Here is a 26,388-nt window from a genome sequence, read left to right as displayed (position 1 = left end):
CTACGAAAAAAAGGCGACGAATGCCTGATCCGCCGCCCCTTAGGAAGATGAATTCCCTACCTTTCTTCTTCGGTACCAACAAAAGATTGAGTCATGGATTTTTTTCGCGGCAGCATCCAGTAATAAATCGGAATACCGACGAGAATAATACCCAGCCCCGGAAGGGTGTATTCGCTTTCAAAGATTAATAAAAGTACAGCTAATGTACTGGCAATAATCAGGTATAGGGCAGGCAATACGGGGTAACCCCAGGCTTTATAAGGCCTTGGTATATCGGGCCTTTTGATACGCAGGATATAAATTCCGGCAATGGTTAATACGTAGAAAATTAACACCCCAAAAATCACCAGAGCCAGAAGTCTGTTGTATTCTCCACTTAGGCATAACAGACAAGCCCAGCCGCATTGAATCCATAAACTATACGCCGGCACCTGAGCTTTATTTAGTTTCCCAGCTTTCGGGAAAAATAAACCATCCTGAGCCATCGTATAGTACACCCGTGCCCCGGCTAGAATCAGTCCGTTATTACAGCCAAAGGTGGAAATCATGATCAGAACTGCCATTACGGTCGTTCCTGCGGGACCAAAAATGTATTCTGCCGCAACGACTCCGACCCTTGCATTGGGAGCGAAAGCGATGTCTTTTAGAGGAATAACTGCCAGATACATGACGTTAGTCAAGACGTACAGAACCGTAACGATCAGTGTTCCTAAGATCAAACTCAGGCCAATATTCTTTTTAGGATTTTTCACTTCTCCGGCGATGGCGGTAATGGAATGCCAGGAATCGCTGGAAAATAAGGTTCCCTTCATGGCAATGGCAATGGCTCCCCAACTAGCCAATCCGGTTAGTAAGGTTCGTTGCAAGCCGCCGTCGCTTGCCGGGCTTAACTGAGCCAGCGTCCAGGCTTGTTGCCAGTTTTGTTCCCAGATTTCGGCTTTTGCTCCCCAGATTAACCCAGCAGCAGTTAATCCCACCAACGATAGTATTTTGATACTCGTTAATCCCGTCTGAACGATGACACCATTTTTTACCCCGCGACTATTCAGATACGTTAATCCAACAATGATGGCGATGGACACCAACTGAGCCGCCGTTAGTTGAAAATGCGATCCCTGATAGAGGTAATTGGTTTCACTGAAAGCCGGAAACACATACGCCGCAAATTTGGCAAAAGCCACTCCCACTGCCGCAATAGTACCCGTCTGGATAACTGCGAAAAAAGCCCAGCCGTACAGAAAACCGACCAAAGGCCCGTAGGCTTCCCGAAGATACACGTATTGTCCGCCAGCTCGCGGAAACATCGCCGCTAACTCTCCATAACTAATAGCCGCAATGATGGTCACCAATCCGGCCAAAACCCACATCAGCAACATATAACCGGCCCCGCCAATGCTGGATGTAATTTCAGCACTGACGATAAAAATGCCCGAGCCAATCATCGACCCCGCTACCAGCATGGTGGCATCGAGCAGAGTTACGCGTGGTTTAAAACCCGGTTCGCTGAGATTTTCCATAAAATTAGATCATAGAAGTTTATACGGCAATTTTCAATAAAAGCCATAGAATATAAGTCTTAATAGACTATATATGTAAATAAAATAAGCTAAAATCAAATATTTACTTACACGTTAGAATAGTATTAATATTTGCGAATCAGCGTCGTAAAACCGCATCAGGTTTTATCCGAATTTTGTGGTGGACTTAAAAAGTATAGTATTTGATACTAAATCAGCTCTTATTCATTCAGAATTTAAGATCTAACCTATATCCATGAACGCTTACCATCAACTATCGAAGCTATTCCTGGCCCTTGTTCTGGTCAGTGGAAGTGCTTTGAGCCAATCACTGGCCCCCGAATGGAAAAATAGTAAAGTCAAAGTTTCGCCGGTAGTACCTGTGAAAGCCTATGTTTTTCCGTTAAGTCAGGTGGAGTTACTCGACAGTCCGTTTCGGCAGGCGATGCAGGCGGATGTTAACTTTTTGAAAGAACTTCAACCCGACCGCTTGTTATCCGAATTTCGCAGTCACTCGGGCCTGAAACCTAAAGCCGAAAAATACGGCGGCTGGGAGTCTTCGGGTTTGGCGGGGCATACGCTGGGGCATTACCTGTCGGCCTGTGCCATGCATTACGCCAACACGAAAGATCCAGAATTTCTGAAGCGGGTCAATTACATGATTGACGAATTGGATGAATGTCAGAAAGCTCGTAAAACGGGTTATATCGGGGCTATTCCAAAAGAGGATACCGTCTTTGCTGAAGTTTCAAAAGGCGATATTCGTTCGCGTGGCTTTGATTTGAACGGTGCCTGGTCGCCCTGGTATACGGTTCATAAAGTAATGGCCGGATTACTGGATGCTCACCTTTATTGTGATAACAAAAAAGCTCTGGACATCAACGTTCGGATGGCAAATTGGGTTGGCGAAACACTGAAAAACCTAACCGACGAGCAAATTCAGAAAATGCTTTTGTGTGAATACGGCGGGATGAATGAATTATTGGTAAATACCTACTCGCTGACCAAAGACAAAAAATTTCTGGATTTATCGTATAAATTTCACGACCGCTGGATTCTGGATTCGCTGGCTCATCATAAGGACATTTTACCAGGAAAACATTCAAACACTCAAATTCCTAAACTCATCGGAACGGTTCGTCGCTATGAATTGACGGGGAATAAAGAGGATTATGAAAGTGCGGCCTTTTTCTGGAATACCGTTGTCAATCACCACTCCTACGCCACGGGTGGAAATAGTAACTACGAATACCTGAGCACGCCAGATCAGTTGAACGAAAAACTGACCGAAAACACGATGGAGACCTGTAATACCTACAATATGCTGAAACTAACCCGGCATTTGTTCGCTTTACAGCCCTCTGCTCACTACATGGATTACTACGAACGCGGCTTGTATAACCACATCCTGGCTTCGCAAAATCATACGACGGGTATGATGTGTTACTTCGTACCGCTTCGCATGGGGGCAAAAAAACAGTTCAGCAGCCGTCTTCACGACTTTACCTGCTGTGTGGGATCGGGCATGGAAAACCACGTGAAGTACAACGAAAGCATTTATTTTAAAGGAGCGGATGGCAGTTTATACGTGAACCTCTTTATTCCTTCAAAACTGAATTGGGAAGAAAAAGGGCTACAGGTTAACATGGAAACGCAGTTACCCGCCGATTCTTCCATTCGATTAACCTTACATCCTAAAAAAGCTATTTCGTTACCCCTCCGCATTCGCAAGCCGCACTGGGCCGGGACCATGCTGGTTTTACTCAACGGAAAACCCGTTTCTGACTTGAAAGAAGAGGAAGGTTATCTGGTAATTAACCGGAAATGGAACGCAGGTGATTTAGTGGAAGTAAGCTTGCCGAGCAAACTTTACACCGTCGCCATGCCCGATAATCCCGACCGTAAAGCGTATTTCTACGGTCCATTAATTTTGGCAGGAAATTTGGGTCCCCAAGAAACCGATCCGGCGGTGGGTATTCCGGTTGTGGTCAGTAATGATTCAGATCCTAACCGCTACATCAAATCCACCGGAAAACCACTGGAATTTCAGACAAGTCGATTGGGTAATCCGGGAACGCTGACGCTGCAACCTTTTTATGCGTTACAGGATGATCATTATAGCGTGTATTGGGACGTATTTACCAGTAAAACCTGGCAGGAGCAGCAGAAACGCTACGAAGAGCAACGCCGACAAGCCCGCGAACTGGAACTTCGGACCGTTGATAACCTCCGCGTTGGTGAAATGCAACCCGAGCGGGATCATGACTTCTCAGGGGAAAATCTCGAAACGGGTGAATCTCACACGCGTAAATTCCGGGTGGCTAATGAGGGGGGCTCCTTTCAGTTTACAATGAAAACAGACCCTGATTCAAAAAATACGCTGGTTGCTACTTATTGGGGCATGGATAACCGGGGTCGGCAGTTTGATATTCTGGTGGACGGGAAAACCATTGCCAGCGAAGATGTTAATAAATACAAGGAAAGTCGCTTTTACGAAATTTCTTATGAGCTACCGAAGGAATTAACTACGGGAAAAATGTCAGTTACGATCAAGTTTCAGGCGAAAAAAGGCAATCAGGCGGGGCCAGTCTACGGCATTCGAATGTTGAAAGATTAATAGCGAAAAGGGGTACTTCACAAAGTATCCCTTTTTTTATGCACTGGGGAACAACGGTTTACTTCATAAATTCCTCCTCCATACATTCCGCTTTCCTACCCCCCCCCCAAAAAACACCTGTTTTGAAGAACACGTATATACGGTCTGTTATTACCTTTTCTCATTTCAGACCTTTGTAAAAGAAACGCCTAGCAATTAAATGCCTCCCGGTTCATTTTACGCTTGTGTATTAGGATTAACCCACTGCCTTTAATTAAACCCGGCACAATTCCGGGAGCGAAACAAAGCTCTATTGTGTGTTGTGCAATCTGTGAAAGAAAAGACAGCTAGCCGCAGGCTCTTTAATGATGTGGATGGCGGTCCCAGAACTAAAGTCGTCGAACGTTAGCTGTCTTGATTTCCAGATTAATTCAGATTCCGGTTTTAATCTGCTCTATATATCACCGCTAAGTTTAATTCATTAAATCTTATCCCGGTACTATGAAACGTAACTCCCATTGCTCAAGATTCCTGTATTTACGAACCCAACATTTCATACCCAAACCCGTGTATCGCGAACGAGCGATGCCTAAACCACTGAAGGAAATAAAAGGAGACACGCGATTTCCTTTTTCGTTGATACTGACGTAAAAGTTGTCGTCAAAAGAAGCGTTTGAGCTTTTCAAAAAGCTGCGTATTAAACGCATAGCCCGAAGAATTAACCCTCCCTTTAATAGATTAGGTTCAACAGTCGTTCTTCATTGAACGGCTGTTGGTTTTCAGAAGATCAATCCGGTTTATACCTTCCAGAGCTTGTTTCTAATGGCATACACCACCAGACTTACGGAATTATTAGATCCCGTTTTTTCGAGTAAATTTTTCCGGTGCCCTTCTACGGTGCGGTAACTAATGAAGAGGCGATCAGCGATTTCAGCGGTATTTAATCCCTGGCATAGCAATTCCAGTACTTCCATTTCTCGACCCGTCAAAAGCCCTTCGCCGGGCGTTTTTTTAGCGGATTCTTCGGGATGCTGAAGCCCCTGACGCAACGCCTGAGCGGTATCGTCATTCATGTAATACCCCCGCGTACTGACGTCTTCGATGGCCTGTACGAGCGTATTGCGGTCAATGTCCTTGGGTAAATATCCGTGAACGCCTACCCGCATGAGCTTCATAATATGCTCCTGAGAGTAACTCATAGACAAAATGATGATTTTTATTTCGGGATAATCTTTCAGTAAAATCCGACTGATTTCTTCCCCATCCATCCCCTTCATGTGTAAATCCAACAGGATTACATCGACAGGAGTGATAGGCAACTGATCAAATAAGTCTTTTCCGCTACTGGCCTGTAAGACAATTTCGTACTGCGGAAATTTCTTTAATATCTGGGCGACTCCCAACCGAAATAACTGATGATCATCAACTAGAGCTAGTCTACGATTTTCCATACATACTAACTAAGTTTCACGCTCTGCAAAGGTATGAGCATTTCTACACGAGTTCCTTGTCCGGGAGCAGAGTTGATGTCGAGTTTGGCATTCAAAAAATTGGCTCGGGCTCTAATTCCGCTTAGGCCAATGCCACTAGCGGGCGACTCTTTCGAGTGCTCGAATCCTTTCCCGTCGTCTTCCAGCCAAAGACGAAGCGTTCCGGATTCCTGAGTCAGACTCAGGGTTACCTGCTGAGCCTCGGCGTGTTTAATAATATTTACTGAAACCTCCTGTACAATGCGGTAAAGAGCCAACTGTTGTTCATGGGAAAGAGCCGCTTCCTGAAATTGAAATGAATGCGTGATTTGTAGTCCGTTGACTTCCAGTTGCTGGAATAAAGCTCGCAAAGCCCCGGTAAATCCCAGTTTTTCGACTACCAGAGGAGAAAGATGATGCGAAACCCGACGAACCTCCTGCACCAGCGTTCCCAGAACGCCATGAGCCTGTTCGGCCAGTTCGATCATATCCGGCAGGGTTTCTTCGTACTGAATCTGATTGATAAACAGCCGGGCGGCAGACAGCGAAGCACCCACTTCGTCGTGCAAATCCTGAGCAATGCGTTCCCGCTCATTTTCCTGAGCCTGAACAATCCCTTCGGTAATTTCCTTCTGATGGCGAATTTCCTGCTGGTGCATCTCCCGTTGCTGCTGAAAGAATTTCCGCTGGTAAACCACAACAAACATAACGACGGTTAGTGCCAGTAAAAACATTACTCCAACCCCCGCCAACAGAAGATAAGTAAACGTTATTCCTGCGGAGCTTCCATAAGGCTACGGTATAGGTAGTGTACAAAAGCATATCCAGTATCGAATGAACAATCCAGAAAGACCAGTTAAATTCTTGAGAATACCTCCGAGCAAATTCGGCAAATAGATACAGGATGGTGTTACTAGAAAAATAAATAAGTAAACCTCCAGAAACCCAAAAAGCGGGTTCCTGATGGATAGAAGGAGTCTTTATTTCTCTGAACAACTTAAAAAAGTAAGCAATTACTAACGCTATAACGATTCCTCCTTCAATAACCCTGCTTAAACCATCAATCACGTTGTGATTGATAAAATCCTGAAAAGAGTTTAATTTAAGATATTTACTACCAACGACCACAGCTAATAGAAGAATCAACCAGACTCTTGCCTTCTGTAACCAGGCAGATTCCAGCATCAAACTGTACATCCAAATAAACAAGCTTCCTTCAACTATCGTATAAATGGGATATAGAAACAGATTATTAACCTTTCTATACCATAAAATATCTGAAGCAGTCTGGATTATAAAAGCGAAAAACTGTATGTAACATAGAAACTTTACCCAGCCACTAACCCGCCGAATTGAATTCCGGCGGTAATAGTTGCGATCCACATTGGTACAATTGCTACTGAAAGTATGATTTGTTGTACAGAATAGTGCATTTTACAATATTCTATTTACAAGTCGGCGGACAGGGTCTACTTAAATCAAAATATCCGTCATCATCATCACTGTCATCTTTTAATTTCTGAAGTCCGGTTTCCGCACGTAGTAACAAACCAAACGTATATACGGCTGGATCTCCTTCCTGATATGTAGGAGAAAGGTGTTCGTGAAGCCCGAAATTAATACGTACATCCGTCGCCTTTCGGTCAATTAGAAGGGCTTCCATGAATTCTTCCAGTTCATAGTTATACCCTTTCAAAAATCCATGGGTTACCAGGAAATTCTGAACACTGATTAGATCATCGTTCGCTTTGGTAAGCCAGTAAAACCGCCATTGCTTTTGTAACTCTGCTGGTACAAGTCCTCCATTGGACTGATCAGGACGCTTCTCAAAAATTGCTTCCTTCGCGTGATAATAAGGGGTGATTCGTTGCTCTAACTCATCCGTTCCCCAGAGTATGACCTGAAAAAAGTTTTCCTCTTCTTTCGAGAACCCGAATCTGATTTTGATGGTACTCGTACCGGGCGTAGAAAGCAGATACTCCAGGGTTTTTTGGTTCAGAACAACTCCCGTTTGGATGCTGTATTCGTTGGCAAAAAACGGAAAAGTGGCGGTTTCAAACTCCAGGGCCTTCCAGTCGGACGTCCAGGTTTTGAATACTTGTTCGGTGATAGTGTGGACATTCATAATCTTATGAGTAAAACAGCGGATAATGGGCGAATATAAGTAATTATTTGAGTCCATTATCCGCTGTTTTACCTCAAGATTATTCTTTTGTTTAACAAGCAGATTTTGAATAAGTATAGACCTGGATAAGCTTCTGCTCTCGCAGCCATAGGTAATCTATTCATAACCAAATGTTAACGACCCACACAGTTATCGAATAAATCCGCGTTACTTCGGGTTTAGAATCAGTTCTAGCTCCAGTGCATTTTCCTTCAGAGGAATCGCAAAGGCTTCCCGTTCCTGAGGATAGGATTTCTGTAATTTATACCTCTGCGATTTTTTCTGGGCTGGATATTCCAGTCGCAGGTAGGCGGTTGGTGTAATTTCGGAAGCAGGTTGTAATCGAATTTTTATTGCTTTAGTTACTGAATTGTAGGCAACCTGCTCAATCATTCCGGCATCCAGACTGACCTGAAGTCCAATGGGTGAAAGATACACATTCGACCGGGCCGCCGTGGTGGGTTTGAGTATCACTTCATTCCCCTGCTGTCTGACGTTACCTCCAAAACTCAGCCATCCAAATTCGGGATGTTGCGTTAAGTAGGATATGGTGTTAACCGCATAACCGAAGAATCCACAACCATAATCGCCGGACAAAGCATCTATCTCCAGCGTAGAGGGATAGGAATGAAACGCCGCCGGGCCGAACCCATCTTCGGTGATATTGGCGATAGCTCCCATCAATCCACCGTAGCCGACGCGTAGCAGGTAAAAATCATCCGGCTGATCGCGATACGCCATTAACACTGGAATGGCATTGAGTCCAGAACCATAATGGTGAATCTGCCGCTCCACGCGAGACAATTTTCCGCCGTATAAAAAGTCCCAATAGCGACGGGCATTTCCATTGTAAGCCCAGTGCGGAATGGTTGGCATGTACCCCAGAATCGCGTTAAGGGTAACTTCCGCTTTGTCACGATACCCAAAGTAATACGACCAAACGTAAACTTCTTCCTGACCCGTTGAATCCCAGGGCATTTCGCTACCAAACGGATACTCCAGCGAACGCCAGAGATCGGCCCGTTTTTTCATGGTGCTTTCCAGTTCGGCGGCCAGCTCCGTTAATCCTTCCCGTTTTAAATCTTTTAGAATCAGATAAAATACTGTTCCCTCCATTTGACCAAACTGAGCGTAATAAGGAGCAAGTTTCACCATGCCCAGAGCTGTTTGGGCGGCATTCTCCAGATAACTTTTCCAGTTCCCCTGCTTTACCAGGTGCTGATGATTTCGCTGCAATCGGTATAATACCCAGTGAGCCGCCGCCACGTGCGGGTAGTTATACGAACGTCCCAGTGACTCGGCTTCCTTATGGGGCCAGGCCGACCAGCTTTTGTAGTTCACCGTCGGGCTGTAGGTATGGGGAGGCATGGAGTCGGGCTGATAATAAAACAGACTCTTCCGAACGCCGTATTGGTAGGGCCCTTCTTTATGCTGAATGTTTCCCCACAGGGTTTCATTCACAAAACGTTCCAGCTTTTGTACTTCTTCAGGTTTGGGCAACACGAGTTGTTTCATGGTCGCTCCGAGCCAGCTTCCAGCTCCGCCTTCGTCGCTCAGGCCCGCTACCCAGGCTCGGCTGTCCTGCGTTACCTGTTGCTTGGTTTCGTAATCATAGCTAATCACCGATGGGCTTCGATGAAATGTATCTTTAGGTACTTCGAACCACTGCTTTGTCGTTAGGAAATTCCCAAAATCGGCAATGGTTTCGCTTTCTGGTTTAATGATTTTATAATGGATCGTTTGCTTCAATCCATCCTGATACTGAATGGTTAAACGAGCACGCCCCCATTTTTTACCCCGAATCAGGTAACTCTGAAGATTCTTCTTTTGAGAGGGAATAGATTGCCAGCTTAGAGCTTCGGCAGGCTCCACTTCCATTGATTTTACTTTACTTGAATGTTGCAAAAACAGCTTTGCTTCTACGTCTTGTGGGACTACATAACCCGGAATTCCTACCGCAACCGGACGTTTATGAGCAATCAACGTTTTTTCAATCTCCCGAATGCTGGGAGCCAGTACCAATTTCAGACCATAACTTTTCGTTTCGCCGGGTTTTAACGTAACGGAAGTAGCGGTATTCCAGGGTTGAGCCTTCGCCCAATCTTTTTCAGCGTGAGCTTTACTATGAATCATCCATTCATGAAAACCCTCAAAGACAATTCCTCGCGGCGTAGGATCATCCAGCAAAGGGTTATAGGCCTCAAATGGCGTGTTTCCTTCGGGTAGTACCAGTAATACCGACCCTTTGCCGTGCAAACGAGCTACCTGTAAGTATCCGGCATCGGCCCCAATGTAGGGATCAAAAAAGACGTTTCGAGCATGAGCCTGCTCGAGCGTATTTCCTTCCAGAATGTTATTGAAAATCAGAGGGATACCTAACGAACCTAGTTCAATCGCTTCTTTACCGGGATTTTTGATCTGAAAGCGAAGGATTACGCCTCCATTCGTTTGCTCCCAGGAACGTTGAATTTCCAGGGGGAAATCAGAAGGAAAACTAGGCGAAAGATTCGCTATAGCCCAGACCTGTTTAGACTTTGGCGTTAATGCTTTTACTGCTGAACGTTTGCTCGCTGAAGAGAACGATTTCCACTCATTCCCTACCTTCAGGCGAAGATTAATATCCCCCAGTTGATACAGTCCGTCACCGCTACGCACTTTGAGTCGATCGCCTGGTGTAAAGTCGAAACTCTTCTCGCTGACCGGATGTAAACCTGCCACCGTCTGAGAAGACTTTACCAGCTTTAGTTCCAGCTCCGGCGTAGCAAAGGTTTGATACCCCTGCTCCAGATGAAGCGTGGATGGTTTTTCCTCCAGCTTTTTCCAGGGCGATTGCTGAGCCCAGCTCAGTTGAGTAACACTTAGTAACCCAGCGATCAATAGACCCCGGTGCTTTTTCAGGTAGGTAGCAGTAGTCATAAGGGGGGAAGTCTTCCGGGTTAGGATTTCCCCGGAAGACCGTTTTTATTTTTGAAAGGCACCGTCCACTAAACGGAAGATATTCAGCGGATTACTATCTTTTAATTCATCGGGTAAAAGTCCTTGCGGAAAACCCTGGTAACACACCGGACGGGCAAAACGCTTGATGGCATTCGTACCTACGGAAGTGCTCCGTGAATCCGTTGTAGCGGGGTAAGGCCCCCCGTGTTGCATGGCGTGGCTTACTTCTACGCCCGTTGGGAAGGCATTAATAATTAATCGACCTACTTTCTGTTCCAGCTCGGATAATAACTCGGCATTGGCCAGTAACTCCTCTTCAGTACCAAACACCGTAGCCGTTAGGTGACCTTCCAACGAACGTGCTACCTGTAGTAACTCTTCACTGGTTTCAGCCTGCACAATAATACTGCTCGGCCCAAACACTTCGTGAGCCAGTAAAGGATTAGCCAGCAAAGCCGTTACCGAACTTTTCAGTAACACCGGACGACCTGCTGCGAAGCCTTCCAGCTCCTGAGCTTCGGCAACAACCTCTACGTTAGCCTGCTCTTTTAATTTAGTGATTCCCTGAGCAAAAGCCTTTTGAATGCCCTGCGTTAGCATGGCCGTGGGCGAAAGTGTAGTTAGGGACTCCTGAGCGGCCTGAATAAACGCCTGCGAATCTTCTGATATAGGCAGAATACTTAAGCCGGGATTGGTGCAAAACTGTCCCGTTCCCAGCGTTAGGGAAGATACGTAATTCTGGGCTAACGTTGCTCCCTGCTGTTTCAGGATTTGAGGTAAAAAGAACACAGGGTTCGTACTGCCCATTTCTGCGTATACCGGAATGGGTTCGGGGCGTTGATTGGCCGCATCGAACAGAGCTTTACCACCCTGAAACGATCCCGTAAAGCCAATGGCTTTGATGGAAGGATGACGAACCAGATCTAATCCGGTAGCCGTGGTACGGCCCTGAATCAACTGAAACGTATCTTTCGGAACACCCGTTACTTTAATCGCTTTATGAATGGCCTGAGCTACCAGTTCAGACGTGCCGGGATGGGCTGGGTGAGCCTTCACTACGACGGGGCAACCCGCAGCCAGAGCCGAAGCGGTATCGCCACCCGCTACGGAAAACGCCAGAGGGAAGTTACTAGCTCCGAAAATACCTACCGGGCCGAGTGGCCGCAGCATTTGCCGCAAATCAGGACGAGGCAGGGGCTGACGCTCAGGCAGGGCTGGATCAATGCGGGCTTCTACCCAGGAACCTTCCCGCAGGTAACTGGCAAACAGACGTAACTGCCCCGTTGTACGGCCTCTTTCTCCCGTCAGACGGGCTAGCGGTAAAGCCGTTTCGGCGTTTGCCCGTTGTAAGAGCTCATCGCCCAACGCTTCGATCTGTCGGGCAATTTCTTCTAAAAAATCAGCTTTCGCTGACCCGGAAAGTAATCGGTATTCGGCAAAAGCTTGTGCCGCCCGAAGTCCGGCTTCGTTTATTTCCTGAGACGTAGATTCCTGAAAAACGCCCGGTAATAATTCGCCCGTAGCGGGATTAATGGCCTGAAAACCAGATTCGTTCATAAGTTCAGATGATTACTTATTAATCGTATAAAACCGCCAGCTAGTTTTAAAATCCTGCTGAAGCGGTTGTTTTGTAAGCAAAGCCCGAATTAACTCAACGGGCAATTGATTGAGTTGCAATATAGAATCATGAAATTGTTTGTCCGTCATTTTTCCGCTGTCTACCAGCTCTTTTCGCAGGGCTACAAACTGCAAACCACCCACCATATAGGCCAATTGATACAGCGGTTCGTACCCTCCAATGAATGAACGACGAACTTCCCCCTCGCATTCGCCCGCTCGTGCCCTACCCGATCTACCAGAAAGTTGATGCACTGTTGAGGCGTCCATTTGCCGAGGTGGTAATTAAGTGAAAAGATAATCCGGGCACAGCGGTGCATTCGCCAGAACAGCATCCCGATTTTGTCTTCGGGTGACTGCGGGAATCCCTTATCCCAAAGTACCATTTCCCAGTACAATGACCAGCCTTCAATCCAGAATGGCGAGTTAAAGCGACGGCGATGCGTCTCGAAGCGGTTATTCATAAACTGTTGCAGGTGATGACCTGCGATGAGTTCATGGTGAACCGTCGAACGGGAAAAATGGGGATTATTACCCCGCATACTCATCAGCTTATCGGCGTGTTCCATACTCGCCGTCGGGTAGGAAATCAGGATTTGTTCTCCGCCCAGAAAGAAGGGATTCACCAGTTGACGCTCGGGCGCCATCATACCCATTCGCCAGGTTTCTTCGGCCAGCGGTGGAATGGTTACCAGGTCATGTTTTTTGAGAAAATCAACCGATTCGTTATACAATCGTAGAATTAACTCGGGTTGTTTACCCACAGGAACGTAGCTGTTCTTTACTTTCTCCTGAGCCGCCCGCCAGTTTTCGCCAAAGCCCATTTCCTTACTGGCTTTCAGTAACTCCTTGTCGCACCAAGCAAATTCCTGATTAGCGATGGCCAGTAACTCTTCGGGCGAATAAGGGATGTATTCAAGCTTTAACTGACGGATTAACTCGTCACGACCTACCGCAACACCCTGGATACCGCTGCCATCATTAGCCATTGTACCCAGCTGGCCTTTGGGCTGAAAGAATTTCGTTAATTTCTCCAGTTGTTCATTCAATCGCGGATAGGGTTTTTCCATCCACCATGTGAACATCGGATCGTATTGATTGTAAAACTCAAAAACGCTTCTAATGGCTTGTTGTAGTCCTTTTGTTGTTTCCTCAGCCCGACTCGCCAGCAGAGGATTCATTGTTTTCATCTCCCCTAATTTCTTCTCAGCCTGGGCAACCTGAGTCGTCCAGCTTTCAAAATCACGGGCCAGTTCTTCTGAGTTCAGGTAAATGCCTCTCCGTCGTTTTTTCTCCAGTGCGTAAATCGGTTCGGCAAATGGAAACCAGTCTTTAATTTGCTCTGATTCTTTTTCTGCCGTAGCATATTCACGCAACTCGTCCTCCAGATCCCGGCGAAATAGTAAGTAATCCACCTGATTATTAGGCGTTAACTGCTTAAAATTCAATGCATTTAACCGGGTGATATACTGCTGATTCAGTTCTTTTAGCCGTTGGCGGCGTTCAGGCGAATTCGCAATCACGTAAAAGCGACGCAAACTGCCTTTGTCGGCTTCATACTGGATAATATGCTGGCTCAACTGCGTAGGATCGGTCGGCATTTGAGCCTTACTTGAAAAACTTAGCAAAAGGCCAATCAGCAGAAGACAACGTGCCAGAGACATAGGTTATGGATGGTTAAGAGTAAGAAAAAACTACCGCTGTTGACGAGTCGTTTTCGCGGATTTTTCAGGTGCTGGCACGGTGGTATCCTTTGCATTCCAGTGGGGAGGCTGCACGTGAAGCAAATGCTGCACAAAAAAGTCCCGGCGTTTACGTTCGCCGTATTCACCACCCGAGGAATGGCCCATATTGGGCACCACTACCAACTGAAATTCTTTATTAGCCTTAATCAGAGCATCGGCCAACTGATAGGTTGACGAGGGATCGACGTTATCGTCCATTTCACCCAAAATCAGCATCAAATTTCCCTGCAATTGGTCAGCGTGAGTGACGTTTGAACAATCGGCATAATGCGGACCAATGGGATAACCCATCCACTGCTCATTCCACCAGATTTTATCCATCCGGTTGTCGTGGCAACCGCAGGACGAAACGGCAACTTTGTAGAATTCAGGGTGAAACAAAACTGCTCCTGTCGAACTCTGCCCGCCCGCCGAGGTGCCGTAAATACCCACCCGATCCAGGTCCATAAAAGAGTACTTTTTAGCTGCCGCCTGCATCCACAGAATCCGATCCGGGAAACCGGCATCTTTCAGGTTTTGCCAGCACACATCATGGAAGGCTTTGGAACGATTGGACGTACCCATACCGTCAATCTGCACTACAATAAAACCTAATTCGGCCAGTTCATGCAAGGCCGTATTCGTCGTAAACGACTTGGGAACAAAGGAATCATGAGGGCCAGCATAGATCATTTCAATGACCGGATACTTGCGGGATGGATTGAAATTCGTCGGACGAATAATCATCCCATAAATGTCTGTTTGCTGGTCACGCCCTTTGGCCACAAAGGGCTCGGGTGCTTTCCAACCCGATTTTTCCCAAACGGAAAGATCAGCTTTTTCTAAAGTCGAAATAATCGAGCCGTCTTTACTGCTCCGCAGCACAGTGACTGGAGCCTGATTAATTCGGGAATATGTGTCAATGAAGCTTTCGTAATCATCCGAAAAGGTAACTTCGTGATTAGCCAGTTCGGGCGTCAGACTTTTCAGTCCTGAACCATCAAAATTAATTTGGTAATAATGCAGGTAATAGGGATCTTCTCCGGCATTCATGCCGCTGGCAGCGAACAGAATGGTGCGGGTTTTATCATCCACATTCATTACTCTACGAACAACCCAGTCCCCTTTCGTAATCTGATTTTTAACCTGACCAGTGGCGGCATCATAGAGGTATAAATGATTCCATCCATCCCGTTCGGAAGCCCAGATGATTTCTTTTTCGTCGGAAACATCCTGACGGAATCGTTTGCCACTGTAACTGAAAAAGGTTTTACATTTTTCTTCGATAACAGGCCGGATGGCTCCATTTTCTGCGTTCACATCCAGCACACGATAAACCTGATGCCCCCGCTGATTGTATTCAAGCGTAAAACTCTTACTATCTTTTCGCCAGTGCGGACGCGATAAATCGTATTGCTGGGCAATCAAATCCATCGAAATCCGGTATTGTTTTTTTGACGCAATGTCGAAAAGAGCCGGCTCTGAAATAGCCAGATTATCACCGGGTTTGGGGTAATTCCGCGTTTCCAGTTTAGGCTGTAGCTGATCGACAGGCGAAGAACGAATCAGGTATAAGAGATGAGGGGTTGGTTTACGAATCTTCACTCCAGCCAGTTTCTTGCCGTCTGGCGACCAGCGAAGATCGCTACTGTAAGCATCCCCCGGCGAACCGTCGAAACTCAATGGCGTTTCCTTCTTTGTTTTTTCGTCCCGCAGGTAAACATTGCTGTTCTTTATTGCTGCGGATAAGCTACTGTCAGGGCTATACGTTCGGCGGGTTTCGTCTTCTTCCCATCGCTCGCCCCAGTAACGACCGGATGGAACCTCCCCTTTTTTATGTAATCGTCCGTCTTCAAGAGTCCAGCGGACATTTTCAGCCACGAAGGAATAACCCTTATCCGTGGGTTTTAAGTTTTGGAGTGAAAGCTCGTACGCGGAAATGGTTTTACCTACCTGAGCACTGAGTTGTTTAGCCAGTTCTTCCTGATTAAAAGCGGGTTCCCGCTTACCCGTTTTCCGGTTCACCTGAATATATTCCCGACCTTTGGGGGTCTGAATGGTGTAGACTAATCGCTGGCTATTATCCTGCCAGTTGGTCTGCCGGGGAATATAATAAGCTTTATCTGTCCACTGTTTTTTTAGGGACTGACTTCGCTGATAATCAGCCAATGTGCCCTGAGCACAGAGTTGCTGAACGGAAAATAAGGTCAGAAGAAGAAAGGTATAACGCATAGAGGCTCGGTAGGTAAAACGAAAATTTAATCAAATCGATTCGGGGCAAATGCAGTAAGGCTCATGCTAAGGGGCTGATCGGCAATTACTTCTGCCACCAGTTTTCCTGTAGCAGGGCCGAGGCTGAGTCCCATCATGCCATGCCCGGTCGCAATTACTACGTTTTCGTAGTTATTCAATCGACCGAGGTAGGGTAACCCATCAGGCGAACACGGACGTAATCCTTTCCAGACCTGATTTTTAGCGGGTAACTGAACCGGAATATCTGGATAATACTGATTAATAGATTCAGCAATACCCTGCACCCGATTCATGTTGACACTCATGTCTGTTCCAGCAATTTCCATGGTTCCTGCGAAACGTAAATCTCCCCCCATTGGCGTAGCTGTGGCCCGAGCTTCCAGCATAATCGCCGGAACCCGTACGTTCTGCTTCACGTCTTTCAACATGAAACTATAGCCTTTGCCACCCTGCAAGGGTAAAGACAACTGTAATTGCTTGACGATTTCAGAAGACCAGGCTCCTCCGGCAATCACAACTTCATCCACCGGGAAAGCCCCTGCTGTCGTTTCAATAGCCGTCACCCGTGACCCCTGTCTCGTAAAACCTGTTACCTCTTTGGCTTCCTTAAACGTAACGCCCGATTGTTTCAGGTGGGTAATGAGCGAAGACATGACCTGCGTTGGAACAACCTGAGCATCACCAGGGTAATACACTGCACCCGCCACTGTCACCCGAACATCCGGCTCCAGTGACTGCACCTGATCGGGGTTTAGTAACTGAGCCTCAATACCGGCGGCATTTGCCACATCGGCTTCATGCTGCATTTCGTGAGCAGCCGAAGGCGTTTTGAAAAGCATTAATAAGCCCCGCTCGTGCCAGCCCATGTCCAGTGTATCAGCCATTTGCTGATACAAAGTCTTGCTTAGCAGACTGATGTCCCGCAGTGCCGGAATGGATGCTTCGACGTGCTTCTCGGTGGAGTGCTTGTAAAACAGCCAGCCCCATTTCATCAGATCGGCATTGAGCCGGGGTTTGACGTAAAAAGGACTTTTTGAATCCAGCATCCAGCGTAACCCCTTGGCAATCATGCCGGGCTGGGCCAGCGGAATAATATGGCTGGGAACGATCATCCCGGCATTGCCGTAGGAACATCCATCGGCAATGACCGTCTGATCGAAAATCGTCACCTGATAACCTGCCTGTTGCAGGTAATAGGCCGAACTTAGACCAATGATGCCGCCTCCCACAATTCCAACGTGTTTCATACGCGTATGGCCTGATTTTGGTGGTTAAATAACCTGAAAACCAAATCCGTAAGGATCGTCTTCATCAATAATGAGGTGATTGTATCCGTGAATTCTCGCCCAGCCTTCAATGCTCGGCACGATAGCCGGGTGATCGCCCAACTGGGTTTCGGCTTCGATACGTCCGTTAAAAATGGAACCAATGATGCTTTCATGCACGAAGACATCGCCAGACTTCAGCTTTCCTTTGGCATACCACTGAGCCATCCGGGCGGATGTACCCGTGCCACAGGGAGAGCGGTCAATGGCTTTATCGCCGTAAAAAACGGCATTGCGGGCGGTTGAGCTTTCCTGAATGGTTTTTCCCGTCCAGAGTAAATGGCTCAATCCGCGAATGGTATCATTTTCCGGGTGAACGAAGCTATACTTTTCATTCAGTTGTTTCCGTAATACCCGCGACCAGCTCACGAGCTGATCGGCACTGAAGTGTTCGAGTCCGGGGAAGTTTTCCTGTACGTCCACAATGGCGTAGAAGTTTCCTCCGTAGGCTACATCAACGGTTAATTCTCCTAAATCCGGACACTCTACCGTCAGGTTTTCAGCCGCCAGATAAGACTTGATGTTGGTAATTTTCACCGAAGTTACTTTACGACCGTCCATGACGTACTCGGCCCGTACGAGGCCAGCGGGTACTTCCAGATTGAGTACGCCGGGGGTTTTCGGCGTAATTAGGTTTTGCTCAATGGCTACCGTTACCGTACCAATGGTTCCGTGACCGCACATGGGCAGGCAACCCGAAGTCTCAATGAAAAGTACGCCTGCGTCGTTGGCCGGATCGATGGGCGGATAAAGTATACTTCCCGACATCATATCATGGCCCCGGGGCTCAAACATCAGTCCTTTGCGAATCCAGTCGTACTCACGCAGAAAATGCTGCCGCTTTTCGCTCATGGAATTTCCCTGCAAAAAGGGAATACTTCCCCCTGTTACCACCCGAACCGGATTGCCGCAGGTGTGAGCATCAATACAAAAAAAATGATACGCTGTAGACATGAATTCACTCGATTAATAAACTCAGAAAAAGAAATTAGGCGGGGGTTAATACGGGGCGAGTTGCCAGTGCCTTGTCGATAATTGCCTGCACATGAGCACGCTCTTCACCGATTAAAGGTAAACGGGGAGCCCGAACGTATTCTGAAGCAATACCCGTTGCTGTAGCAGCTAATTTAATATTTTGAACCAGTTTGGGGTGAATGTCCAGTTCGAGTAATGGCATGAACCATTTGTAAATTTCCAGAGCTTCGGCCAGTTGTCCCTGTTGAGTCAGATTGAATAAGGCTACCGTTTCTTCAGGGAAGGCATCCACTAAACCTCCTACCAGACCATCCGCACCTAATACTACGGCTTCCATGATTAAGGTATCCACACCACCCATGATTTTGAAGCGATCACCGAAAGCATTACGCATCCGAACGATGTTCGTCAGGTCGCGAGTTGATTCTTTAACAGCCTGAATGTTAGGGCATTCTGACAATTCCTGGAACATCGCAATCGTCGTCATGATTTTGTAATCCACGGGATTGTTGTAAATCATGATGGGTAATGACGTTGCCTGAGCCACGGCTTTGAAATACTCAACTGTTTCGCGTGCGTCTGAGTAATAACGCATCGGAGGTAACAACATCAAACCGTCGGCTCCGTTTGCTTCTGCTTCTTTCGCCCGTGCTACGGCTTCGCGAGTAGCCTGCTCAGCAATGTTAACAATAACAGGAATTTGTCCCTGAGTTATTTCCAAAGCTGAAGCCAGTAATTCCAGCTTTTCTTCGGGAGTAAGCGTACTGGCTTCACCCAGCGAGCCACCAATGATGATTCCGGTAATACCGGCTTTCATCTGAGCAATTATATTTTTCTGGAATAAAGGCAGGTCCAGGGTATCTTCAGCAGTGAATGGGGTAAGCATGGCTGGATACACACCTTGCCAGGTAACGATAGTGTTCATGAGCGTTAGTTTTTCTGGTGATTGATTTAGTCAAAGGTCGGAAACTTGAGGGAAAGGTTATTCTCAATATTTGATTGCCTTTAATACTTTTTTCACTAGTTTTATACCGTCAATAAGATTATATACCAAAAATGTATTATTCTTACCTCTATGAAACCACTACTGTTCCGGGTACCCAGCGTGGACCAGCGGTCATTCCGAGTTCAAATTGACGATGGTCCTACCTTTTATGCTCAGTTACACTTCCACCCCGAAGTTCAGTTAACCCTGATCGAACGAGGCGAAGGCACACTCATTGCCGGAGACCGAATTGACCGGTTCCAACCGCTCGATTTACTATTATTTGGGAGCAACCTGCCCCACGTGCTTCGCAGCAGTGACTCGCACGAGCGAGCTACCTCGACTACGATGTTTTTCATGAACGACTCGCTGGAACAACACTGGCTGGAATTTCCCGAAGTAAGCCATTTGCGGCAGTTACTTTCAGAGGCCAAACAGGGGGTTCGTCTGCGTTGTCAGGAAAATGATCCAATTATTGATGAATTCCGGCAGCTCTCGCAACAGCGGCCTTTTCACCAGTTCCTCTTTTTATTAAAAGTACTAGATAAACTTGTAAATGAAGAAGGTCGCGAGGTTTTATCGAGAACGGCTTACGAGCGTCCCAGTCGTCCAGACGACCATTACCGCCTTGAACGGGTATTTTCTTATTTATTACAAAACTACGCTTCGTCCATTTCGCTGGAAGACGTAGCCAATGTAGCCAATCTCACGCCGGGAGCTTTTTGTCGCTTTTTCCGTCAGCATACTCGCAAAACCTTTTCGCATTTACTGAATGAAATCCGAATCGAAAATGCCTGTCGCTTACTGCGGGAATCGAAGGACCCCATGAGTCAGATTGCGGAATCCTGTGGGTACACCAATATGTCCAATTTTAATCGTCAGTTCAAAGAAATCGTGGGCATGCCCCCAAGTCAGTATATCCGTACGTATCGGATGTAGACCCTGTGTCGTTGTTTACCCTATTGCTTAATAACAGACTTTTACGGAATTCAACGAGAGCGTACTTGTAATAAACTAGTCGCTCTTTTTGTTTAATGGACTTTCAGAAAGTTAATTTTGGGCGAGTAAAGGGCTGTATACTTGTCCGTACCCGCAAAATACGCATTCAATAGGACATTTAAGCATAACTATTTATAAACCCTATAGCGGTTCTGGATGTTAAGACTGAAATTCTTCCTACGAGGAAACTTTGGTAAAGGCATTTCATGCATCCCTTCGAATCGTTTGAAAAAGAAATTAACGTAACAACATATAAATGGATATTTCTCAAATTTTCAAAAACAACCAAGACTGGGTTCAGAAAAAGCTAAGTGTAGAGCCAAACTATTTCAGCGATCTGTCTAAAGGCCAAACGCCTGATATTCTGTATATCGGTTGTTCCGACAGTCGGGTAACGGCTGAAGAGTTGATGGGTATCGCACCGGGTCAAGCCTTTGTACACCGAAATATTGCTAACATGGTTCCCAACACCGACCTGAGTGCCATGTCGGTTATCAACTACGCCGTTCAGCACCTGAAAGTGAACCACATTGTTGTTTGTGGTCACTATTACTGCGGTGGCGTTCAGGCAGCCATGAAATCGCAGGATCTGGGAATTTTGAATCCGTGGTTAAGAAATATTCGTGACGTATACCGGACTCACCAGGCCGAATTAGATGCGATCAAAGATGAAGAATTGCGTTACAAAAGACTGGTAGAGCTGAACGTAGAAGAGCAATGCATCAATGTGATTAAAACGGCGGAAGTACAGAAAGCCCGCCGGGAACGAGACCTTACCGTTCATGGATGGGTGTTTGATGTACACACCGGAAAGCTGATTGATCTAAATATTGATTTTATCAAATTACTGGAAAACATCATGCAGATTTATCACCTGGATCCTAACGAGCCTGAAAAACCAGCCGATAAAAACGTGTAATTGTATATGAGTAGCACTTTCCGAAAATTTTAAAATTTCGGAAAATGCCGCAGTCGCTCGGCTAGAGCCGAGCGACTGCTAGGAATCTCCCAAAAACAAAAGACTGACCCTACAGAGTCAAATAGAAAGGAACGCCAGCTTTTGGCGTTCCTTTCTATTTGACTCTTCTTTTTTAAGACCATTTTAAGCGTATTTATAAATCAATTTAAAGCTCTGGGAAGAGCTTTGCTTACACAAAGGCAGTATTAAAAACAAATTCAACACTATCAACTATGCATGTCAACCATGAAAACGCAATGGCTTTTTATGGGCTTTATTCTACTCTGGATGAGTGGATGTACAGCCGTTCAGGTACAGCAAAAAAGTGCCGTCAATTTTAATGACTTTCGCAAATTTACCTTTGTTAAACCAGATATTCAGGGTAATAAAAACCCCTTGTATCGAAGCGGCATTACCGATGACATGATTCAAAATGCGATTGCTGCCGAGCTTACAAAAAAGGATTGGTTCGGGATGATAATCAACCTGACTTGTTAGTTTCGACGCACGAGTATTTTGAAAATAAAAGCCAGCAGGTAGCCAATCCTTCCTATCCTTATCCCTATTACGTTCCGTATAACATCTGGTACCAACGTCGCTGGATGCCCGTAGGCTTCGGTTATTATTACCAACCCTGGAATACCGGTTATCATACCGAACACTACACGGACGGTACATTGATCGTCGACGTCATTGATGCTAAAACCCAGCAATTACTCTGGCGTGGTTCACTGGAAAACCCAGTAAACGATCCGGCTGAACTGAGTAAACAGTTTGCCCACGAAGCCGAAAAAATTCTCGCTCGTTATCCTCAACATCTTCAACACTCATAACTAGTAAAATCATGAAATCTAACCTGTTAGCCATCAGCCTAATGATTGCACTGGCCTCTTGCCAGTCATCACCCAAAAAACAAGAAGCACAAACTTCCACTACGGATACTACCCTTATCGCGGCGGAAGAAACGCAAGTACTGGAAAATCCTTCGGATGCGTATTTCGATCAGGCTCTAGTGGCTTTGCAGACCAATGCTCCAGAGACCGCAGTAAAAGATTTACAATCAGGTATTGCTGCTCTCAAAGTGGAAGGCAAAAATCTGAAGGGTGAAAACCTGTCACTCTTTGATAATCACCTGAAAGACCTCGAAAAACTGGTAGAGCGGGCCAAAGAAAAGAAATTAACGGAAGCAGAACTGAATGAAGCCGTAACCGCAGCCGAACTAACGGTAGGCCACCAGGCAATTGAGGATATCCTTGTATTGCCAGAAGTAACGACCGACCCCCTCAAGGTTACGCTTAATGACCTGGAAAAACACGTGGGTAAAATGGATAAATCCAGTAAGGAAGAGGGTCTTAAACTTATAAACACCGCTCGCACTTCGCTCGATGCCAGAGAAAAAGCAGCGAAGCAAGACGCGAAAAAAATGGATGATCGCCTGCGTCAGGATTTGAAGAACATTCAGACCTACATCAAAAAACACGCGTAGTCCATAAAAGCCAGCATTCTCTGGCGGATCAACAAAATCTAGAGGCCACCTGTAGGGGGTTATCACTACAGGTGGCCTCTAGATTTTGCTATATTGTTAGTTAATAGTTTAATATTAAGCATTTTACAATCCATTTATCTATGTATTAAATTATTACAAGAACTTATCCTTAACTTCTTACATCACTTATTAGCCGCCGACTTTGAATACAAGTCCTCTAATTTAGCTCCTAACTCTTCCCCTCTTAAATTACGAGCAACAATTCGTCCTTCGGCATCGAGTAACACGTTTGATGGGATGGCTCGAACGCCGTATAACTGAGCGGGTTCGCTGTTCCAGTATTTCAGATCCGATACTTGATGCCAGGTCAGTTGGTCTTTGGCGATGGCTTTCAGCCAGGCTTCTTTGGTATGATCCAGTGATACGCCAAGAATAGTAAAGCCCTGCCCTTTGTATTTTCCATAGGTCTTTACCAGGTTCGGGTTTTCGTGCCGGCAGGGGCCACACCAGGCCGCCCAGAAATCTACCAGAATATAGCTCTTTCCGTACAGACTTGACAACCGCAGGGGCTTCCCTTCGGGTGTGTTGGCCTGAAAGTCTTTGGCTTTTTCTCCTACCTGCACACTTCGCAGGGTAGTCACCAGCTCTTTCAGCGTTTTCACATAAGGTGTTTTTTGAAGCGACGCGTCGAGTAAGGCTACGTTTTTCTCAATTTCTTCCGGTGTTAGTCGGTACGAATATTCCCGATACAGAATATAGGTTGGAACAATGGACGTTGGATTCTTTTTAATGAAATCCTCAATCTTCCCTTCCTGCCCCTGACGGAAACTTGCCAGCAGCTCCTGCCCCTTGGAGCCCGTTACTTTTGTGTTCCGGTAGCGAGCTGCACTATCCAGACTGATCGTTACTTTAGTATCGGTAGCGTCCAGAAACAGAAACTGATTTCCACGGGTGGTATCGACCGTGATACCATATACTTCGGGTAACTGTAGCTTCCGCTGAATCTGAAACTTCCCATCTTTCACGGGTACGGCTTCAACCGTATAAAACATTTTATTGTGGAAGCGTTGCAAGTACACTTTTCCGGTGTTAATACCCGCAACGGTTCCTGAAATATTCACGGGTGTTTGAGCCTGAGCCAGTGAGTTCAGACCTAGTCCAGCCACCAGCGTTAAAGATTTGAGCAGATTCATTGAGTGATTGGTTTGAATTGAAAAGAAAGTTTTCAGAACTCCTTCTGCGTATAGCGATGGGAGTGCGTTTAAAAACGGCTGACATTAAAGCGGATACAGACTCTTATCGCCATAACGACAGATTCTCGCTAGCAAATCGGCGTATTCTTTGGCTTTGGTCGAATCGCCTTTTTTTCGATATACTTTATACAAGCCCCAGAGTCCGTTGGCTGAATTGGGATGTTTATGCAATAAATCCATATACGCTTTAATAGCCTGATCGTAATTTTTGGCCTGTAACTGCACTTCGCCGAGGCTAATCAATACCGGACGGGCATACGAAGGCGGTTCGCTATACCCTAATTCTTCTTCCTTGACCTTTGCTTTTTCCAATAAGGCAATCGCTTCTTTGGTATGTCCCTGAGCGTTTTTGATCAGTCCCTGTAATTCCAGCGAAGCTACATTTAAGTCATTCACCCGCCGCGAATTGATAATATCTGCTTCGCTAAACTGGTTGACATTTCGCCAAAGCGTAGCATCCAGTGCATCAACCAACTTCTGAGCTTCCTCAATTTTATTTCGCTTGATGGCGTCCATTCCTGCAGAAAAATAATATAGTCCATCTTTATACGCCATTGCTTTGACTGAATACAAACTGTCAGTGGGCAAAATGGCTTTAAGACGTTGGGCCGCCCGGTCGTAATGCCCAAAACAGATTTCCATTTTTACGGGAGCAAGAATGCCCTGATAAAAGAAACGACCTTCGTACTTGCGTTTGCGTTCTTTCGAAGCAGGCATATTCTGGAGCTTTTCGGCATAGTACAATGCCGTTGCGTAACGTCCATCTTCGGCACAATTGGCCAATAAGTAATTGATATTGTGAATGTAATTCCAAGCATCAACTTCCTGAATATTCTGCTTTTTCATATAAACGGAGTCCACCGCGACGGAAGCTTTGAATGTATCGAAGGCTTTCTGGTATTCGCCTAACTTATAGTACACGTGACCCGGCATGTGCACCAGATGACTCGAAGCCGGACCGAGTTTAGGTAATTTTTCACAGCTTTCAAGAGCCTCTTCCGGGCAACAATTTTCCTTCAGGTGAATCCAGTAATGATGAGCTCCGGCGTTATCGGGATGCGATTTTAGTACGTCTCGCAGCAGGTATTCGGCATACATCGTTCCCTCTCTGGGATTCAGCTTGAGATCATAGCCGCTCATTTTGCTTAAAGCCAGAAAGAGCTTGGCATCTACATCGTCGGGGTATTCGTGAACCAGTAACTCCAGAATACGTTCATACTCCTTTTTGTGGTTTGCCCCCGATACCTCGCGGGCCAGAATGGCTTCCGCATAACGCCTTTCATGCGGAGGGGCCTTATCTTTCAACGCTTTAATTTTTGCCACAGCCCGAATCCGGTCTTCCGCAAAGTCATCCCCTTCCATGGAACCAATTGCACTATAAATACCCCAATAAGGCATGAGGGCGGTTGAATCCTGACGGGACGCTTCTTTAAAAGCCCGATACGCCTCAAAATCCCAGAAACCATGCAGTAAGGCAACGCCTGATTGAAATAGGTTTGAGTTAAAGAAGATTTCGTTTGAATTTTCAGATCAGAAGTACCAATTCCCGACATTACTTGTGGAGCCGGAAGATGATGTACATAAACCGTTTCTTTACGATATTCCTGAATATGAGTAAGATGATCGTGATTCATCGCCCGACCTTCTGGATCGTGGTGATGATCATCGTGATACACCCGTTGACTCAGGGCAGGCAGGGAAAGTAAACTCAAAGCTAGTAAGCGAAGTTTCATAAGGGATTCAGACGGAAAGACTGTTTTTTATCCGATAGAAAAGAACAGACAGGCAACTCCTAAAACAAAATCTGAATCAAATATACACTTACTCTATATATTTAGTATGTTATTATATGAAAATATACTATCCTGTCAATCCCCAGCGAAGGTGATTTTTGAATAATCTATACAGAAGCTTTAAAATAAAGTTTTTAAAAGCATTTGGAAAAGCATTTAAGTTTATCCTACTTTGCCTACCAATTTTATAGACTTTAAATCTTCCATAATGAAACAAGCTGTATATAATTTTCTCACCGAGTATTCTTCTGTCGCTCTCTTACACGATCTCTACTTCAAATCGTGTTGTTGCTAGGTATTCCATTATTCCATTGATCTCCGAAGTATTATTTCGGAA

General features: G+C 46.0%; 23 protein-coding genes. 6 read left to right on the top strand and 17 right to left on the bottom strand.

Annotated elements, in window-relative coordinates; translation table 11 throughout:
- Positions 1 to 56: 56 nt before the first annotated feature.
- Positions 57 to 1,517: an APC family permease gene (locus BWI96_RS08065; RefSeq protein ID WP_106636149.1), complete on the bottom strand. Its 1,461-nt coding sequence runs from the start codon at positions 1,515 to 1,517 to the stop codon at positions 57 to 59.
- Between the two features lie 256 nt (positions 1,518 to 1,773).
- Here BWI96_RS08065 and BWI96_RS08060 point away from each other — a divergent pair, with 256 nt between their 5' ends.
- Positions 1,774 to 4,134 (top strand): glycoside hydrolase family 127 protein, encoded by a 2,361-nt coding sequence (locus BWI96_RS08060; RefSeq protein WP_106636148.1) that lies wholly within the window; start codon positions 1,774 to 1,776, stop codon positions 4,132 to 4,134.
- A 467-nt stretch (positions 4,135 to 4,601) separates the two neighbouring features.
- Here BWI96_RS08060 and BWI96_RS08055 read toward each other — a convergent pair whose 3' ends face one another.
- The 13 genes from BWI96_RS08055 to BWI96_RS08005 all read right to left on the bottom strand — a co-directional run bounded on the left by BWI96_RS08055 (position 4,602) and on the right by BWI96_RS08005 (position 19,502).
- Positions 4,602 to 4,820: a hypothetical protein gene (locus tag BWI96_RS08055; protein ID WP_106636147.1), complete on the bottom strand. Its 219-nt coding sequence runs from the start codon at positions 4,818 to 4,820 to the stop codon at positions 4,602 to 4,604.
- Positions 4,821 to 4,910: 90 nt separating this feature from the next.
- The gene (locus tag BWI96_RS08050; protein ID WP_106636146.1) at positions 4,911 to 5,564 is read right to left on the bottom strand and encodes a response regulator transcription factor; all 654 of its coding nucleotides are present in this window, start codon (positions 5,562 to 5,564) and stop codon (positions 4,911 to 4,913) included.
- 5 nt (positions 5,565 to 5,569) lie between these two features.
- On the bottom strand, positions 5,570 to 6,289 hold the full coding sequence (locus tag BWI96_RS08045; protein ID WP_198555186.1) for a sensor histidine kinase: 720 nt from the start codon (positions 6,287 to 6,289) through the stop codon (positions 5,570 to 5,572).
- A complete protein-coding gene (locus BWI96_RS21845; protein WP_198555185.1) occupies positions 6,174 to 6,728 on the bottom strand; it encodes a hypothetical protein in 555 nt (184 codons plus the stop codon). Before BWI96_RS21845 ends, BWI96_RS08045 begins: the two co-directional genes overlap by 116 nt.
- A 298-nt stretch (positions 6,729 to 7,026) precedes the next feature.
- Positions 7,027 to 7,707 (bottom strand): hypothetical protein, encoded by a 681-nt coding sequence (locus tag BWI96_RS08040; RefSeq protein WP_157830268.1) that lies wholly within the window; start codon positions 7,705 to 7,707, stop codon positions 7,027 to 7,029.
- A gap of 207 nt (positions 7,708 to 7,914) precedes the next feature.
- Positions 7,915 to 10,662, bottom strand: a complete 2,748-nt coding sequence (locus tag BWI96_RS08035) for a DUF5695 domain-containing protein (RefSeq protein ID WP_106636143.1) — start codon at positions 10,660 to 10,662, stop codon at positions 7,915 to 7,917.
- A 45-nt stretch (positions 10,663 to 10,707) separates the two neighbouring features.
- Complete coding sequence (locus BWI96_RS08030) at positions 10,708 to 12,240, bottom strand: aldehyde dehydrogenase (NADP(+)) (RefSeq protein WP_106636142.1); 1,533 nt, start codon at positions 12,238 to 12,240, stop codon at positions 10,708 to 10,710.
- A 12-nt stretch (positions 12,241 to 12,252) separates the two neighbouring features.
- Complete coding sequence (locus tag BWI96_RS23215; RefSeq protein WP_369804107.1) at positions 12,253 to 12,456, bottom strand: hypothetical protein; 204 nt, start codon at positions 12,454 to 12,456, stop codon at positions 12,253 to 12,255.
- Positions 12,423 to 13,964, bottom strand: coding sequence for a DUF885 family protein (locus BWI96_RS08025; protein ID WP_369804106.1), 1,542 nt, complete (start codon positions 13,962 to 13,964; stop codon positions 12,423 to 12,425). Before BWI96_RS08025 ends, BWI96_RS23215 begins: the two co-directional genes overlap by 34 nt.
- Before the next feature lie 30 nt (positions 13,965 to 13,994).
- Entirely contained in the window at positions 13,995 to 16,256 is a 2,262-nt protein-coding gene (locus BWI96_RS08020; RefSeq protein WP_106636141.1) for a S9 family peptidase, read from the bottom strand.
- Between the two features lie 26 nt (positions 16,257 to 16,282).
- The gene (locus tag BWI96_RS08015; protein WP_106636140.1) at positions 16,283 to 17,524 is read right to left on the bottom strand and encodes an FAD-binding oxidoreductase; all 1,242 of its coding nucleotides are present in this window, start codon (positions 17,522 to 17,524) and stop codon (positions 16,283 to 16,285) included.
- A 24-nt stretch (positions 17,525 to 17,548) separates the two neighbouring features.
- Positions 17,549 to 18,556: a 4-hydroxyproline epimerase gene (locus tag BWI96_RS08010; RefSeq protein ID WP_106636139.1), complete on the bottom strand. Its 1,008-nt coding sequence runs from the start codon at positions 18,554 to 18,556 to the stop codon at positions 17,549 to 17,551.
- A 34-nt stretch (positions 18,557 to 18,590) separates the two neighbouring features.
- Complete coding sequence (locus BWI96_RS08005; protein WP_106636138.1) at positions 18,591 to 19,502, bottom strand: dihydrodipicolinate synthase family protein; 912 nt, start codon at positions 19,500 to 19,502, stop codon at positions 18,591 to 18,593.
- Positions 19,503 to 19,652: 150 nt separating this feature from the next.
- Between BWI96_RS08005 and BWI96_RS08000 the strand changes: the two genes are divergently transcribed.
- From BWI96_RS08000 to BWI96_RS07980, 5 genes are all read left to right on the top strand, one after another.
- A complete protein-coding gene (locus tag BWI96_RS08000) occupies positions 19,653 to 20,501 on the top strand; it encodes an AraC family transcriptional regulator (RefSeq protein WP_106636137.1) in 849 nt (282 codons plus the stop codon).
- Between the two features lie 316 nt (positions 20,502 to 20,817).
- A complete protein-coding gene (locus tag BWI96_RS07995) occupies positions 20,818 to 21,480 on the top strand; it encodes a carbonic anhydrase (protein ID WP_106636136.1) in 663 nt (220 codons plus the stop codon).
- A 285-nt stretch (positions 21,481 to 21,765) separates the two neighbouring features.
- Complete coding sequence (locus BWI96_RS07990; RefSeq protein ID WP_157830267.1) at positions 21,766 to 22,017, top strand: hypothetical protein; 252 nt, start codon at positions 21,766 to 21,768, stop codon at positions 22,015 to 22,017.
- Positions 21,984 to 22,352: a DUF4136 domain-containing protein gene (locus BWI96_RS07985; protein WP_106636134.1), complete on the top strand. Its 369-nt coding sequence runs from the start codon at positions 21,984 to 21,986 to the stop codon at positions 22,350 to 22,352. The genes BWI96_RS07990 and BWI96_RS07985 overlap by 34 nt, the downstream gene beginning before the upstream one ends.
- 11 nt (positions 22,353 to 22,363) lie before the next feature.
- A complete protein-coding gene (locus tag BWI96_RS07980; protein WP_106636133.1) occupies positions 22,364 to 23,005 on the top strand; it encodes a hypothetical protein in 642 nt (213 codons plus the stop codon).
- 182 nt (positions 23,006 to 23,187) lie between these two features.
- Here the strand turns inward: BWI96_RS07980 and BWI96_RS07975 are convergent, their stop codons facing one another.
- The 3 genes from BWI96_RS07975 to BWI96_RS21520 all read right to left on the bottom strand — a co-directional run bounded on the left by BWI96_RS07975 (position 23,188) and on the right by BWI96_RS21520 (position 25,991).
- Positions 23,188 to 24,198: a TlpA disulfide reductase family protein gene (locus tag BWI96_RS07975; RefSeq protein WP_106636132.1), complete on the bottom strand. Its 1,011-nt coding sequence runs from the start codon at positions 24,196 to 24,198 to the stop codon at positions 23,188 to 23,190.
- Positions 24,199 to 24,282: 84 nt separating this feature from the next.
- Positions 24,283 to 25,656, bottom strand: coding sequence for a lipopolysaccharide assembly protein LapB (locus BWI96_RS07970; protein ID WP_106636131.1), 1,374 nt, complete (start codon positions 25,654 to 25,656; stop codon positions 24,283 to 24,285).
- On the bottom strand, positions 25,560 to 25,991 hold the full coding sequence (locus BWI96_RS21520; protein WP_157830265.1) for a hypothetical protein: 432 nt from the start codon (positions 25,989 to 25,991) through the stop codon (positions 25,560 to 25,562). The genes BWI96_RS07970 and BWI96_RS21520 overlap by 97 nt, the downstream gene beginning before the upstream one ends.
- Positions 25,992 to 26,388 lie beyond the last annotated feature (397 nt).

Source organism: Siphonobacter sp. SORGH_AS_0500 (assembly GCF_002838835.1).
Taxonomy (GTDB): domain Bacteria; phylum Bacteroidota; class Bacteroidia; order Cytophagales; family Spirosomataceae; genus Siphonobacter.
Note: the sequence above shows the minus strand (reverse complement) of the source record. Positions and strands in the feature narration are given on the sequence as shown.